Below are 13,814 nucleotides of genomic sequence, written 5' to 3'. Positions count from 1 at the left end.
AGGAAGTTACATATGACTCGATACTGGCTGATTGCCGTGCTCACCGCCTGTTTTGTTATCAGTGGCTGTACCACCACCACCGTAAAGCAAACTCCCATTAAATCAGAAATATCAACTCTGGTGAGCGCACCTAGGTTGAATAAAAAACTGCCCGCTTCAGCCTATGGTTATTTACGTATACCGAATACTTGGAGTTTTTTCAGCGCAGAAGATGATTCCTTTAACTTAGCGCAAGGCAATGAAGCTCATGTTGCTCAGCTGCAACAATTGCAAAAAGGCTTGGTAAAGGTGCTCGGCGATGAGTTTCAGGCAGAAGGAAAGCTTGTTATAAATCTGTTTGCGGAAAAGTTAAAGTCGCCTTTAGAAGTAGTGCTTTACCCTGCCGATGGCACTCCACTGCCATACGCACTGGCCTCTGCTCAGCTTACGTATGAGTCGGCAACGCAGCTAAACCCTTTGCTGGATGAAATTGAAAGTTTGGTTGCAGGGTTAAATATTGCACAATACTTTAGCGATACCGGAAATGCCAAACTGACTATGGGGCCTGTTTCTATCATTTTGCAATACAACAGTGAGCATACCCTCACCGTACTTGCCGGCATGGCCGCTACAGATAAGTTGTTAACCGCTCAATTAGCGGCGTTAGAGCCTACCATAGATGTCGATTTCCTAAACATTGAAAAAACAGTAGATGCTGCAGGCAATGGCACTTTGGTATGGGTGAATACTAAAACATTAATGCCAATGGTCTACCTATTTGCGCCGGAGCAGGGTAAGCAACTCACAAAGCTTGGACTAGCAGATATTAGCAGTGTAGGTGCTGGAATGGGTTCTGCTAACGGTAAAGGGCGGTTACGAGTGCAGATAAGCACTTCTGCGCAAAGCAAATTGTTTCAACAGGCACCTTCACAAAATATTCAACCAGAATTTAAAACGGTAGGTGAACCTAGTTTTGTTGCTCAAATTCGGTTACCTAACCAAGCACAAATAAGCGAAATTATTAAACAAGTATCTAAAGGCAATGAAGATATCCAAGTGATATATGACGCGCTGAACAAAGAAATAAGTGACGCTGGCTTTGATGCTCTTGGCTACTTCGATAATTTCGGTCACCTTACTTTATTCGAAGATGACATCGGTTTTTTTGCTGCACAGCATATACGTGATAGCGAAAGTCACACGGCCTATGTAAAAAGCTTCATGAATTCATTAACAGAATTAACTACTTCAGACGAACTTATCGAAAGGGCAAATTATAAAAATGAACTGGGTGCTTTTATAGAGATGGTGAACCATACGACTCTTGAAAGCCGCACTTATGCAGGGCAAGAAATATTTCATTTAACTGTGCCAAGTTATATTAACAGCATGATTCTTCAAGAACTTGACGATGCAATGCCGTTAGCCTTAATGAAAGTATTAGGTGGTGGCAATGGTCACCTATATTGGATGATGGAAGACGACTTTATTATATACGCCAGCTTGCCTCAACTATTGGTTGAACGCGCTCGCAATAAGAAAACAGTAACCATACAACAGTGGTTACAAAATAACGGTTTGGATCAGCAACACAGCTTTATAACGGCGAGTGGCTTATTTGATGGCGGTAAAATTTCTCTTTATCATCATTATCTCAACTTGTTAAAAGTCATTGCTGATGGGCTCGACACCGAGTTCGACATATTTTCATTTCCTACCGCATCTGAGCTAGCATTAAGCGATCCAGGTTTAACAAGCGTACAGCTCGACTGGGCGCCAACAGGCATTGCCCTAGAGCTGACCTATGAAAAGACACCAGTAGACTTATTACTCATGGCCGACAGCAGTATGACCACCGTAGCAACCATTGGCGTGTTAGCGGCCATAGCGATACCGCAGTATCAAGAATACGTCGTGAGATCAAAAATCCAGGATGTCTATTCCCGTAGCCAATTACTCCAAGACGAACTTGTTGATTACCACCTAAAAACAGAAAGGTTTCCAGACAGTGACGCATTTGAAGCACTTCAGTTTTCATATTTTTATAACGATATTGTTTATTACACAGAAATAGATCCAGAAACGGGTGTTGTTGCAATCTATTTAGATATCAACGAGGGTTTATCTGACGAAGTAATTTTGTTAACACCTTTTGAAAACGCCTACGGTGGAATTGAATTCATGTGTGAATCAACTTTGGCTAACAAATACCTACCCCCTGACTGTAAATAAATTGAAGCAGGGTTAAAACTAAATTAGGGCACCTATGAGGTGCCTTAATTTTAGTGATTAAAACATATACTCAACCCATGATGCATCGAATATCGTGGAACGGAAAAAATAGTTATGCGCTTCAGCACATCAACCCTGCTTTATAAGCCGTAATGATCTAAGCTTTACCTCAGACTTAAACAGAGACTCTTTCCAATGTCCAACCCGCAACAACACATCTCTGGCCAGTTAATATACGCTGGCTTTATACAGCTCTTGCCGCTGTCTATTTTCGTGATTGCGTTTGGCTTGGCTTTTGGTTTAGCGGCTACTCAGCTCGGGTTGGAGAACAATTCCATACTCGCCATGAGTGCTTTTGTGTTTGCCGGCGCTTCCCAAATTGCGACCTTAGATTTATGGGGTGCAGAGGTGGCCATTATCCCTGTAGTGATGACGGTGTTTGCGATTAATGCGCGGCATTTATTGATGGGTGCTTCTTTGCACCCGCATTTAGCACATCACTCTGCCTTTAAGCGCTACGGCGCTATGTTGTTGGTGACCGATGCCAATTGGGCCATGAGCATGCAAGCCATTAATAGAGGCAAGCAAGGTTTAGGTATCTTAATTGGTGGCGGTGTTGCGCTGTGGCTGTGTTGGTTGTTTGGTACTTGGCTGGGGCTTTATTTTGGCAGCGCGATCAGTGATCCGGTGAGCTTAGGCTTAGACATGGTAATGGCGTGCTTTTTATTGTCGATGGTCGCAGGTGGGAAAATTGACGTTAAAATCATGGTTATTTGGAGCGTTGCCGCGCTGAGCTCGTTGCTGGCGTATTGGTACTTACCGCCCAATAGCCACGTTATTGTGGGGGCGTTGGTCGGAGGTTTTATTGGCGCTGTTTGGTTAGGTAAAAAACCATGATGATTGAAACGGCTGGGTTTGGCGTATTTATAATTATTGCCGTCATGACGTTGGTAACGCTCGCCACGCGCTGGGGCGGCATTTTTATTATGGGGTTTGTGCCCATTAGTTATCGGGTTCAACAATTTATTAACGCTATGTCGGGTTCGGTATTGGTAGCATTGTTAACGCCGTTGGCTATAGAAGGCGATATCGGCGCTAAGCTGGCGTTGTTAGCAACGGCGGTGACCATGGTAGTCGTTAAAAAACCGCTCATTGCTATCAGCGTTGGTATTTTGGTGGCGGCGCTGACGCGACAGTTAGTCAGTTAGTAAATTATTGGTTCACATATTCAGCTGACTGACACAAGGCTAACCATTTTTCTATGCCGGCACTGCGGTACTTTTCTTTGTGCAAAATAAAGTAGAGGTTACGTTCAAAGTTACGCGACGGAATGGCCAGTGGTACCAAGTTACCGCGTTTAAACGCATCATTGAGTGTTATTTTAGATAAACAACCAATGCCCAAATTAGCTTCAACGGCGCGTTTAATGGCTTCGGTGTGTTGAAGCTCGATAGCAATGGTGAGTTCGGGTAAAATGCCGCGCATGGCCCAATCAAAGGTTTGCCGAGTGCCTGAGCCTTTTTCTCGTAATATCCACGAGGCTTCTATTAAATCTTGCTCTGAGAGCTTCGCTTTTTTAGCCAGAGGGTGGTCGGCATTGCAAAAGGTGACTAACTCATCTTTGCGCCAAAAAATGGTTTGCAGTTCTGGGTCATTGGTTTCACCTTCTATTAAGCCAATGTCCAAGCTGTAGTTGCGCACTTTTTGGGCAATAGCCGTCATGTTCTCAACTTCTAATGACACCTTAGCTAACGGGTTCTCACGCATAAATTGCGCAACAATGCTGACCGCTAAATAGTTACCAATGGAAAGCGAAGCCCCCACTTTTAAATCGCCAATATCGGAGTGCAAGCGAAAGTCGTGCTCTAAGGTGCGTGCTTGGTCAATGAGCGCCTCCGCTTTTGAGCGTAATTGCCGACCCAGCTCATTTAATTTGAGTGATTTTCCAGCTCGATCAAACAGTTGAATATCAAACTGCTGCTCTAATGTTTTTAACGCTTCGCTGGCCGCCGACTGGGACATGGCGAGCTCTTTAGCGGCTAGGGTCAGGTTTTCATGGTGAGCGGTCGCTAAGAATATTTCGAGTTGTCTTAAGCTGTATTTCATTATCGGTATTTCCGATTAGTGTTATTTGATAATCCTGTTTTACAGGATAATAAGCCTAACGTAAACTGAACTCAAATTGACTTATTCTGTCTACGTTAAAAAGGACCCATTAATGGCCGCGTTAAGAAAAGAAACTGTGACCGATGTTCATCACTGGAACGACACCTTATTCAGCTTTAAAACCACGCGTGATGCGGGGTTTCGCTTTAAAAATGGTCATTTTGTTATGATTGGCCTTGAACAAGACGATGGCCGTCCGTTGATGCGTGCTTACAGCATCGCCAGTGCGAACTATGAAGAAGAGCTAGAGTTTTTCAGTATTAAGGTGCCAGATGGCCCATTAACATCTAAGTTACAGCGTATAGCCGTTGGTGATGAAATTGTAGTCGGTTCTAAACCAACCGGAACCTTGATTCTCGATAACCTATTGCCCGGTAAAAACCTGTACTTAATTAGCACCGGCACTGGTTTAGCTCCGTTTATGAGTGTCATTAAAGACCCTGAAACTTATGAACAGTATGACAAGGTTATTTTAACACACGGCGTACGCACGGTAGATGAGCTGGCCTATAAAGACCTTATTAATGAAGATTTACCAAATAATGAGTATTTTGGCGAACTCATTAAAAATCAGCTTATTTATTACCCAACGGTGACACGAGAGTCTTACCAAAATATGGGTCGTATTACCGAACTGATGGAGTCGGGTAAGTTGTTCAGTGATGTAAACCTACCGCCGATGAACCTAGAAACGGATCGATTCATGATTTGTGGTTCGCCGAGTATGTTAAAAGATACCTGCAAAATACTCGATGAAAGAGGCTTCAAAGAAGCGCGTCATGGCAACGTCGGCCATTATGTGATCGAGCGAGCGTTTGTCGAAAGCTAAAATTTTCAACGGCTACTCAACTCTGCTTAAAAACTCACGTATGATGTGAGCAAATAACAGAATTGAGTAGCAACATGAGCGACGCTAGCGATCAAGATAAAAAGAATCAAAAACACAAAGAAAGCATGCAAAAACAGAAAGAGAGTATCGACTCAACCATCGCTAAAGCCGATGAAGAGCGCGGTGTACTCATATTTCTAACCGGCAATGGCAAGGGCAAAAGTAGCTCTGGCTTTGGCATGGTGATGCGTGCTCTAGGTTACGGCCAAAAAGTAGCGGTTGTGCAGTTTATTAAAGGGCAGCAATTGTCTGGTGAAGAGCTGTATATAAGAGACAAGCTTTCAGATGAAGTCACTTTTTATCAGATGGGCACCGGCTTTACTTGGGATACCCAAGATCGCAGTGCCGATATAGCTGCCGCCGAGGCCACTTGGAAAGTTGCAGAAAAAGCTCTGACCGACCCATCGTATGATCTCGTCTTGCTCGATGAAATAACCTACATGATCGGCTACAAGTATCTTAATGAAGAAACCATCCTCAACACTCTAAAAAATAGACCAAAGAACATGAGCGTGGTTGTCACGGGTCGTGGCGGCGGTTCAGGGTTAAAAGAAATTGCAGACACGGTTTCTGAAGTGAAAGACATCAAGCACGCCTATAACTCAGGTGTAAAAGCTCGCCAAGGTGTTGACTACTAGTTTAATAGCCGTTGGTTTTATGGTGGCTTATCTATGCTCTTAGGCTACCTACGATGCAAGGTTGGCCTTGGAGTGTTGGCCGCTTCAAGTACGTCCATGTAAGCTCAGCGAAGACATCCATGTCTTCGATGTCCAAAACTCCAAAACCAACCTTGCATCTCACTATGTGGTTTTTAAAGGCTGTCTCTTAGTTCAGCGATCAACTTCAAGCAGTGTGAGCGGGCACCCGCATCATGAATCGGTATTGAAATAATTAACTCATCAACCTTGGTCATTGCGATAAACTTTGCGAGTTTATCTTTGACTGATTCTTTTGTGCCGACCAATGCGTAAGTTAATACGTGATCGACCATTTGTTTGTCGGCAGGGGTCCAACGTCCATCCATAGAATCAACGGGTGCAGGGAAAGGTGTATTGCCGCCACTGCGCATCTGTTTAAACTTTTGTTGAACAGAGGTAAATAAATAATCGGCTTCGGGTTGGGTATCGGCTAATACCACCATAATGCCGGCCATGGTGTGTGGCTTAGGGTTCTGCTCACTCGGGCGATACGTCTCTCGGTACACTTCTAAGGCTTGAATTAATAGATCAGGTGCGAAATGAGAGGCAAACGAGTACGGCAAGCCAAAGTTAGCGGCCAGTTCAGCGCTGTAAAGGCTCGATCCGAGCAACCAAAGCGGTACTTCTGTTCCTTGGCCTGGTACGGCAATGACGGGTTGCTCTTTTTTGCTTAAATATGCCTGTAGCTCTCGAACATCATTCGGGTAGTGGTCAACCGAACTGTGGCTGTTACGGCGTAATGCTTGAGCCGTTTGCATGTCGGTGCCCGGCGCCCTGCCTAAGCCTAAATCTATTCGACTAGGATACAACTCAGCAAGGGTGCCGTATTGTTCTGCAATCACTAAAGGAGCGTGGTTCGGTAACATAACCCCGCCAGCGCCTAGGCGGATGGTGTTGGTTGCTGCGCCAATGTTAGACAGCAATACAGAGGTAGCTGAACTGGCAACGCCTCTCATGCCATGATGCTCGGCTAACCAATAGCGTTTGTAGCCTAGTGCTTCTGCTTCAATGGCCATATTGCGAGTCATGGTGAGGGAATTGGAGATGGATTGACCTTCAGTAATTGTGGCCAAATCTAAGATAGAAAAAGGAATCATCTGGGCAGCTCATTTAAATATAGTAATTGTCTATATATGGGCAGTCACTCTACTATGCAAGTTATGTTATGATTTGCTAATATTGAAAGTGGACTCTGATATGGTCAAATATATTCTAGTTGCCTTGGTAAGTTTATTCGTATTTATATGGTCAACCGGCGGTTCAGTGGAGCCCTCTGCTGGTATCTCTGCACCAGAGTCCCCTGTGCAGTTTAACGACATTTCTAAATCGGCCTTTAGCCAAGATGAATATCAAATAACACCCATGGCTGAGTTTGAAATAACGGCGCGTATTCTTAGTAAAAAGAAATACACTAGCGGCCGAGAAACCGATCTCTCAACTTATGATTTAGCCCTAGGCTGGGGAAGAATGTCAGATATAGATGTCATTAACGAAATTAGCATTCGCCAAAGTGGGCGTTGGTACCGTTGGCAAACTAAAAATGCTCCTATCCCATTAAGAGAAATTGAGCGCAGCAGTGCCAATATGCATATGATTGCGGCATCTGATGTTGTTGCAGATACATTAAAAGATCTTAATAAACATGATGTCGTTACCATAAAAGGTTACTTAGTTAATGTGTTGGCAGCCGATGGCTGGCGCTGGAAAAGTTCTCTTTCGCGAGATGATACTGGTGCCGGTGCTTGTGAACTAATTTGGGTTGAAAGTATTGAAAAAGAATATGTTTATTAGTTTAGTTTTTTTGCATGATAGTGGTCAATGTGAGTAGTTTATAGATGATTTCTGTCCTACATTTTTTTAAAAAACAAACTATAGTGACTCTTGAGTTAGATGATCCATGTCTACTTGCTAGGTTTATTAAGAGCTTAGGTGAACTCAAAGTATAAAAATAAAATAGGCGATTAATATTAGATGAGTACGTTAGTAGGAAGTACACGAAGCGATGTGAAAATTAAAAAAAATCGCATCAGGCTTTATTTTTATATTGGCACAGTGGTACCTGTATTTGTTTTTATGTTTGTCTATTCGCTAACCATTACAAACAGTATTAAAAAACAACATATTGCGAGTATCGATCAATTATCTGAAAGTATCCTAATTGAGAAAAAACTTTTCATTAAAAATTCTGTCGAGCAAGCCATTTATATTATTGACAATATATACTTAGGAAAAGATGACGAGACCGAAGCGAAATTTCAGCTAAGCTCCGATGAGAAAACTGCGTTTGAAAATAAAGTCAGACGATACCTATATGGTTTGAAGTTTATCGATAAAGATCAATATATTTGGATTAATAGCATTATTGATTTTAATGGTGGGGATGATTATGCCCAACGCTTAATTCATCCTAATTTACCCGAAACAGAAGGAGGCTTACTGTCCACGAATACCATAGACTTCCAAGGGAATAAACCTTATGAAGTTGAGTTGGCTGGTATAAGAGAACAGGGTGAGCTCTTTAATAGTTATTATTTCAAAAAAATGGGTTCGAATGAAGTATCCAATAAGTTGTCCTACGCAAAATTATACGAACCTCTTAATTGGGTTGTTGCAACAGGCATCTATTTAGATGATCTAGAAAACTATATTGAACTTGAACGTCAAAAATTAAATGAGGTTTATGATAGCCAGAAACTAACGTCAACTATCCTAGTAGCGATGACGATGCTTTTTACCGCGATTCTCATCTATTTATTTGAACGAAATATTAGCAGGTTAGTCTATAGCTATGAAAAAGAAATTAGTGGTTATTCAAGAGAGTTAGAAAAACTATCTACAACAGATAAATTAACTGGGTTGAGTAATCGACTTTTCCTCGATGGTATATTGGAGAAAGTGCTTGAAAAATCTAAGCGTTATAAAACGCCATTTTCAATTATTCTTATCGATATCGATCACTTTAAAAATGTAAATGATACGTTTGGTCACCAAGCAGGTGATACCCTTTTAAAGGAGTTCTCTGCTTTATTGAAGTCAAATACTAGAAGTTCAGATGCCGTAGGGCGCTGGGGTGGCGAAGAGTTTTTGATAATCTGTATGGAATCGGGCCAGCAGGGCGCAGTTCAATTGGCAGAAACTTTACGAGGAAAAATAGCAACATTTGATTTTTCGATTGTTAGCGGGGCGAGTGCATCGTTTGGCGTATCAAGTTTTCTAGAGGAAGATACACCAGAGCGGATAATAGAGCGCGCAGATAAAGCCCTTTATCAAGCAAAACGTCAAGGACGGAATAGAGTCGTTGTCAGCGCTTCTGGTTTAAGTTGATATTAAGTAAAAACCTAGGGTGGACTGCGTCAAGGTTAGGCAAAATGGCTGTTTTGGGGGTTTTGTCAGAAAACTTATGACAAATCAACACAAGACGCAGCTAAAAAAACTGTTTAAGCTTAAGCCCTACAACATAAAGCTAGAGTATTTGAAAAACTTTGGGCAACGTATCCAAAGGCAAGCTTTAGCGCACATCCGTGTAAATAGTACTCTTCGAGATAAACAATTAAAAAGCAATTGAAGGCTTAGCACATGGAAATTACCAAAACATTGGGTGAGTTCATCATCGAGAAACAGGCCGACTACCCAGATGCAACGGGTGAGTTGTCTTCTATTTTTTCCTCAATACGACTTGCATCAAAAATAGTACATAGAGAAATAAACAAAGCTGGCTTGGCCGATATAACTGGGGCAGTCGGCAATGAAAACATTCAAGGTGAGCAGCAGCAAAAGCTTGATGTTATTGCTAATGACAAATTTAAAGCTGCTCTAGCCGCACGCGGTGTTGTATGTGGTCTCGCCTCCGAAGAAGAAGATTGCTACGTACACTTCGATGACGAGCGCAGTAAGCATGGTAAGTACGTTGTATTGATCGACCCACTCGATGGCTCTTCAAATATTGATGTAAATGTATCCGTTGGCACAATATTCTCAGTTTATCGCCGCTTATCTCCTATAGGCGAACCCGTAACGGATGCTGACTTTTTACAACCTGGCGATCAACAAGTTGCCGCAGGTTATGTGATATACGGTTCATCGACTATGTTGGTGTATACCACTGGAAACGGCGTTCATGGCTTCACATACGATCCGAGCTTAGGTATTTTCTGTTTATCTCATGAAAACATGTGTTACCCAGAAAACGGCACTATTTACTCAGTAAATGAAGGCAACTACGTTCATTTCCATGACGGCGTAAAGCAATATATCAAATACTGCCAGATGGAAGACGCTAAAACGAATCGCCCCTATACAAGTCGTTATATTGGCTCATTAGTATCCGATTTCCATCGCAACCTAATAAAAGGTGGCATATTTTTATACCCAGCTTCGTCTTTACACCCAACGGGTAAATTAAGACTGTTATATGAATGTAACCCAATGGCGTTTATTGCAGAGCAGGCGGGAGGCGTAGCTATCAGCGGCGTTGAGACGAGAACCTTGGAGCTTGAGCCAGAGCAACTTCACCAACGAGTACCGTTTTTTGTCGGATCGAAAAACATGGTGAAAAAGCTAGAACGCTTCTTAAGAGAATTTACTTAATAGCTCTGAGTAATCACTAACATCACGTAGCACGCAGCAGCAGAAAGGTCGTTGGGGTGTAGCTTGACAGGGTATTTGCCACATGGATGTGGCAACTAAGTCTCCATGGACGGATTCACGACGCCCCTGTCAAGTTATATCCCAATGGCCCAGCACCCCCTCAGGCTAACTTAGCCCCATTATTTACTTTTCGTCATAGCTCAATTTTATTCGCGGCCTTGTTTGTCTAGCTAGGAGTCTTTACTCTGTATTCAATTACTCATTTTATCGAATTTGTGTCTCGTCTATACTAAAAGAGGCCATAAAATACAGGAAATGTCATGAATCCAGATTATTTAGACTTTGAACAGCCTATCGCTGATCTAATCTCCAAGATTGACGAGCTTCGACTCGTTGGTAACCGGAATGATCTAAATATCTCAGGTGAGATTGAAAAGTTAAATGCTCAATCTGTAAAACTAACAGAGCAAATTTTCGGAAAAATGACCTCTTGGCAGGTTTCTCAAATAGCACGTCACCCAAAACGACCATACACACTCGATTATATTGAACGAGTATTCACTGATTTTGATGAACTTCATGGCGACCGTCACTATGCGGATGATGAGGCTATCGTAGGTGGCTTAGCCCGGCTCGACGGTCAATCAGTCATGGTTATTGGTCACCAAAAAGGTCGAGAAGTAAAAGAAAAGGTACGTCGTAACTTTGGTATGCCAAAGCCTGAAGGCTACCGAAAAGCCTTGCGCCTAATGCAAATGGCAGAGCGTTTCAATGTTCCAATTTTGACATTAATTGACACACCGGGGGCTTATCCTGGTATTGGTGCTGAAGAACGTGGCCAATCTGAAGCCATTGCCTATAACTTGCTGAAAATGTCATCATTGAAAGTACCTGTTATCGCCACCGTCATTGGCGAAGGCGGTTCAGGCGGCGCACTAGCACTGGGTGTTTGTGATCACTTGAACATGCTGCAATACAGTACATACTCAGTAATTACACCAGAAGGTTGTGCCTCTATTTTGTGGAAAACGGCAGAGCGAGCCTCAGATGCGGCAGAAATGATGGGCATAACAGCTGCGCGATTATCAGAGTTAGGTTTAGTCGAAGAAGTATTGAAAGAGCCATTAGGTGGTGCGCATCGTAATGTTGACGAGATGGCTGAAACCATTCAAACAGCATTAATCAAGCAGCTTTCAGATTTAAAAACCAAGCCAATTGAAAGTCTACTGGATGAACGTTACAAGCGACTAATGTCTTTCGGTTTCCAAGAATAGCCTGATTCCTTGCATTCTCCGGTAAAGAATCTACATTAGCCATTAAGATACAGAACTTGAAGACTGAGCTTAATGGCTAATTTACCCTCGCACCATTACACGTACCCCGGTACACAAACTATGGACCCCATTGTAGGCGATGAAGTCGCGCTGGTATTAAACCGTGTCTTGAATTCAAGAGAAGGGCTCGATGGTGTCCCTGCCTTGCTGTATGACATTGTTTTGCACGATGGCAGTCGCATAGGTCAAATAGATTTCCGATTAAAAACCACACCCAGTCTTATTAAGTATGGTGGCCAAATAGGCTACGGAATAAACAAGCCGTATCGCGGTAGAGGCTTCGCAGCACAAGCGTGTGAACTAATTAAGGTGGTCGCCAAAGAAAAGGGTTTTGATGCGCTTTGGATAACCTGTAATCCTGATAATATAGCCTCAATTAAAACACTCGACAAAATAGGTGCTCAGTTTGTAGAGCAAGTGCTTGTCCCTAAAGACACCGAATTGTGGCACCGTGGAGATCGTGAGAAACTGCGCTATCTCTGGCGATTTTAAGAGTATTTAATGAATCTAAACACCTCGGTATATCACTTCCTTTGTGATGAATTAAAACAGCAGCTGACCTCGATTTCAGTACGACCTGTTTTTGTCGGCTTTAGCGGCGGCATGGATTCAATGCTGTTATTAAAAGCAGCCTGTGATGTGGTCGGTGCTGATCAAGTCATCGCTATTCATGTTAATCATGGTCTTTCTAAAAATGCTAGGGAATGGCAGCAGTTTTGTTTGCAAACGTCGCAAACATTGGGCTGCCAGTTTGTCATTGAAAGCGGCGAAGTTAACTCTGAAGGTAAGGGCGTAGAGGCCGCTGCTAGAGCGTTTCGCTATGACGTATTTGCTAAACAAGTCCCTGCTGATCATGCCTTATTATTGGCGCATCATCTTGATGATCAAATTGAAACTTTTTTCTTGCGCATGTTCAGAGGAACCGGACTTCATGGCTTAAAAGCCATGGCCAAGCAAGTTGTGCGAGACAACTACAGGTTATTACGACCGTGGCTAGACTTTGATCGTAAGCAATTGCTCGATGCTGCTCAAGCGCTTGAGTTAACTTGGGTTGAAGATGAATCAAATCAAGATGTAAGCTTTGATCGAAACTATCTACGGCATCAAGTTTTACCGCAGATTGAAGCTCGATGGCCAAAATATCGAGACAGAATACAGTCTGTTGTCGAGCAGCTAAATTCAACGAAATCTTCCCAGAGTTCCGAGCAATTTAATGATGCACTGGAAACCCGTTTAAGTCATGACGGGGGGTTAAAATGGGTACAAATGAGTGATTGGTCGCAAGCCGATAAACTTACCCTATTGCATGGTTGGCTAACGGGATTGCTCATTCAAGTACCTTCAAAAGCTCGCTTACAACAAATTTTGGATGAAGTCATTGACGCCCGCGTAGATGCCACCCCTATGGTTAGGGTTGGTAATGGCTATGTTCGTCGACATGGTCCTGCGCTGTATTGGGTCGTTGATGGTCCAGAGCTTGGCCCAGCACCTAGTTTTGAACTAAATACACAGCAAAAATGGCAAGGAGTCGGAACTGTCGAAACTGAGCTTTTAACAGGTTCTGAAATTGGCTTGAGCTCAGCATTACCTGATCTAAACTGGCGTGTCAGGCAAGGCGGTGAGGAAATTCGCCCGCAAGGTCGTTCTAAAAAGCGGGATTTAAAACGGTTGCTCCAGGAATATCGAGTCAAACCTTGGCTAAGAGATAGGTTACCACTGCTGTACAGCGGTAATACTTTGGTTGCAGTGGCCGATATTTTTATTTCTGCCGACCACCTTGCAGAAGAAAATATTTCGCCTTTAATCGTGAAATGGCAAAAATCTTGATTGAGCCAAGCAAGATATTTTGCTATCCTGATCTCCCATCTTGTACAGCACAATTACCCTTAATTTTTAACTCATTCCAAAGGCAATAATGCATTGGAAGCG

Annotated in this window: 13 protein-coding genes; 11 read left to right on the top strand and 2 right to left on the bottom strand. The window is 42.9% G+C overall.

The annotated features are described in order from the left end of the window. Positions 1-12: 12 nt before the first annotated feature. The 3 genes from ACI882_RS13600 to ACI882_RS13590 all read left to right on the top strand — a co-directional run bounded on the left by ACI882_RS13600 (position 13) and on the right by ACI882_RS13590 (position 3,419). Positions 13-2,211: a pilin gene (locus ACI882_RS13600; protein WP_411746644.1), complete on the top strand. Its 2,199-nt coding sequence runs from the start codon at positions 13-15 to the stop codon at positions 2,209-2,211. A 195-nt stretch (positions 2,212-2,406) separates the two neighbouring features. Continuing rightward, complete coding sequence (locus tag ACI882_RS13595; RefSeq protein ID WP_411745804.1) at positions 2,407-3,108, top strand: AzlC family ABC transporter permease; 702 nt, start codon at positions 2,407-2,409, stop codon at positions 3,106-3,108. Beyond that, positions 3,105-3,419, top strand: coding sequence for an AzlD domain-containing protein (locus ACI882_RS13590; protein WP_411745805.1), 315 nt, complete (start codon positions 3,105-3,107; stop codon positions 3,417-3,419). Before ACI882_RS13595 ends, ACI882_RS13590 begins: the two co-directional genes overlap by 4 nt. A 4-nt stretch (positions 3,420-3,423) precedes the next feature. Here the strand turns inward: ACI882_RS13590 and ACI882_RS13585 are convergent, their stop codons facing one another. Next, positions 3,424-4,317, bottom strand: coding sequence for a LysR substrate-binding domain-containing protein (locus tag ACI882_RS13585; RefSeq protein WP_411745806.1), 894 nt, complete (start codon positions 4,315-4,317; stop codon positions 3,424-3,426). A gap of 112 nt (positions 4,318-4,429) precedes the next feature. Here ACI882_RS13585 and ACI882_RS13580 point away from each other — a divergent pair, with 112 nt between their 5' ends. Next, entirely contained in the window at positions 4,430-5,206 is a 777-nt protein-coding gene (locus ACI882_RS13580) for a ferredoxin--NADP reductase (protein ID WP_411745807.1), read from the top strand. 74 nt (positions 5,207-5,280) lie between these two features. Further along, positions 5,281-5,904: a cob(I)yrinic acid a,c-diamide adenosyltransferase gene (cobO, locus tag ACI882_RS13575; RefSeq protein ID WP_411745808.1), complete on the top strand. Its 624-nt coding sequence runs from the start codon at positions 5,281-5,283 to the stop codon at positions 5,902-5,904. A gap of 173 nt (positions 5,905-6,077) precedes the next feature. Here the strand turns inward: cobO and ACI882_RS13570 are convergent, their stop codons facing one another. Continuing rightward, positions 6,078-7,061: an LLM class flavin-dependent oxidoreductase gene (locus ACI882_RS13570; protein WP_411745809.1), complete on the bottom strand. Its 984-nt coding sequence runs from the start codon at positions 7,059-7,061 to the stop codon at positions 6,078-6,080. Between the two features lie 100 nt (positions 7,062-7,161). On the opposite strand from ACI882_RS13570, the gene ACI882_RS13565 reads away from it, so the two are divergent. From ACI882_RS13565 to tilS, 6 genes are all read left to right on the top strand, one after another. After that, on the top strand, positions 7,162-7,755 hold the full coding sequence (locus ACI882_RS13565; RefSeq protein WP_411745810.1) for a hypothetical protein: 594 nt from the start codon (positions 7,162-7,164) through the stop codon (positions 7,753-7,755). Between the two features lie 213 nt (positions 7,756-7,968). Next, the gene (locus ACI882_RS13560) at positions 7,969-9,288 is read left to right on the top strand and encodes a diguanylate cyclase (protein WP_411748513.1); all 1,320 of its coding nucleotides are present in this window, start codon (positions 7,969-7,971) and stop codon (positions 9,286-9,288) included. 252 nt (positions 9,289-9,540) lie between these two features. Then, complete coding sequence (fbp, locus tag ACI882_RS13555) at positions 9,541-10,551, top strand: class 1 fructose-bisphosphatase (protein ID WP_411746642.1); 1,011 nt, start codon at positions 9,541-9,543, stop codon at positions 10,549-10,551. Positions 10,552-10,871: 320 nt separating this feature from the next. After that, positions 10,872-11,825 (top strand): acetyl-CoA carboxylase carboxyltransferase subunit alpha, encoded by a 954-nt coding sequence (locus tag ACI882_RS13550; RefSeq protein ID WP_411746641.1) that lies wholly within the window; start codon positions 10,872-10,874, stop codon positions 11,823-11,825. Positions 11,826-11,897: 72 nt separating this feature from the next. After that, on the top strand, positions 11,898-12,377 hold the full coding sequence (locus ACI882_RS13545; RefSeq protein WP_411744671.1) for a GNAT family N-acetyltransferase: 480 nt from the start codon (positions 11,898-11,900) through the stop codon (positions 12,375-12,377). A gap of 9 nt (positions 12,378-12,386) precedes the next feature. Continuing rightward, on the top strand, positions 12,387-13,712 hold the full coding sequence (gene tilS / locus ACI882_RS13540) for a tRNA lysidine(34) synthetase TilS (protein WP_411744670.1): 1,326 nt from the start codon (positions 12,387-12,389) through the stop codon (positions 13,710-13,712). The last annotated feature ends 102 nt before the right edge of the window (positions 13,713-13,814 follow it).

This window comes from Reinekea sp. (genome assembly GCF_046710285.1).
GTDB lineage: Bacteria > Pseudomonadota > Gammaproteobacteria > Pseudomonadales > Natronospirillaceae > Reinekea.
The sequence above is the reverse complement of the archived record's forward strand: the minus strand, read 5'-3'. Positions and strand labels throughout refer to the sequence as shown.

Coding starts and splice junctions, on each gene's coding strand:
- ACI882_RS13600 (WP_411746644.1), top strand. CDS start 13: ATGACTCGATACTGGCTGATTGCCGTGCTCACCGCCTGTTTTGTTATC.
- ACI882_RS13595 (WP_411745804.1), top strand. CDS start 2,407: ATGTCCAACCCGCAACAACACATCTCTGGCCAGTTAATATACGCTGGC.
- ACI882_RS13590 (WP_411745805.1), top strand. CDS start 3,105: ATGATGATTGAAACGGCTGGGTTTGGCGTATTTATAATTATTGCCGTC.
- ACI882_RS13585 (WP_411745806.1), bottom strand. CDS start 4,317: ATGAAATACAGCTTAAGACAACTCGAAATATTCTTAGCGACCGCTCAC.
- ACI882_RS13580 (WP_411745807.1), top strand. CDS start 4,430: ATGGCCGCGTTAAGAAAAGAAACTGTGACCGATGTTCATCACTGGAAC.
- cobO (WP_411745808.1), top strand. CDS start 5,281: ATGAGCGACGCTAGCGATCAAGATAAAAAGAATCAAAAACACAAAGAA.
- ACI882_RS13570 (WP_411745809.1), bottom strand. CDS start 7,061: ATGATTCCTTTTTCTATCTTAGATTTGGCCACAATTACTGAAGGTCAA.
- ACI882_RS13565 (WP_411745810.1), top strand. CDS start 7,162: ATGGTCAAATATATTCTAGTTGCCTTGGTAAGTTTATTCGTATTTATA.
- fbp (WP_411746642.1), top strand. CDS start 9,541: ATGGAAATTACCAAAACATTGGGTGAGTTCATCATCGAGAAACAGGCC.
- ACI882_RS13550 (WP_411746641.1), top strand. CDS start 10,872: ATGAATCCAGATTATTTAGACTTTGAACAGCCTATCGCTGATCTAATC.
- ACI882_RS13545 (WP_411744671.1), top strand. CDS start 11,898: ATGGCTAATTTACCCTCGCACCATTACACGTACCCCGGTACACAAACT.
- tilS (WP_411744670.1), top strand. CDS start 12,387: ATGAATCTAAACACCTCGGTATATCACTTCCTTTGTGATGAATTAAAA.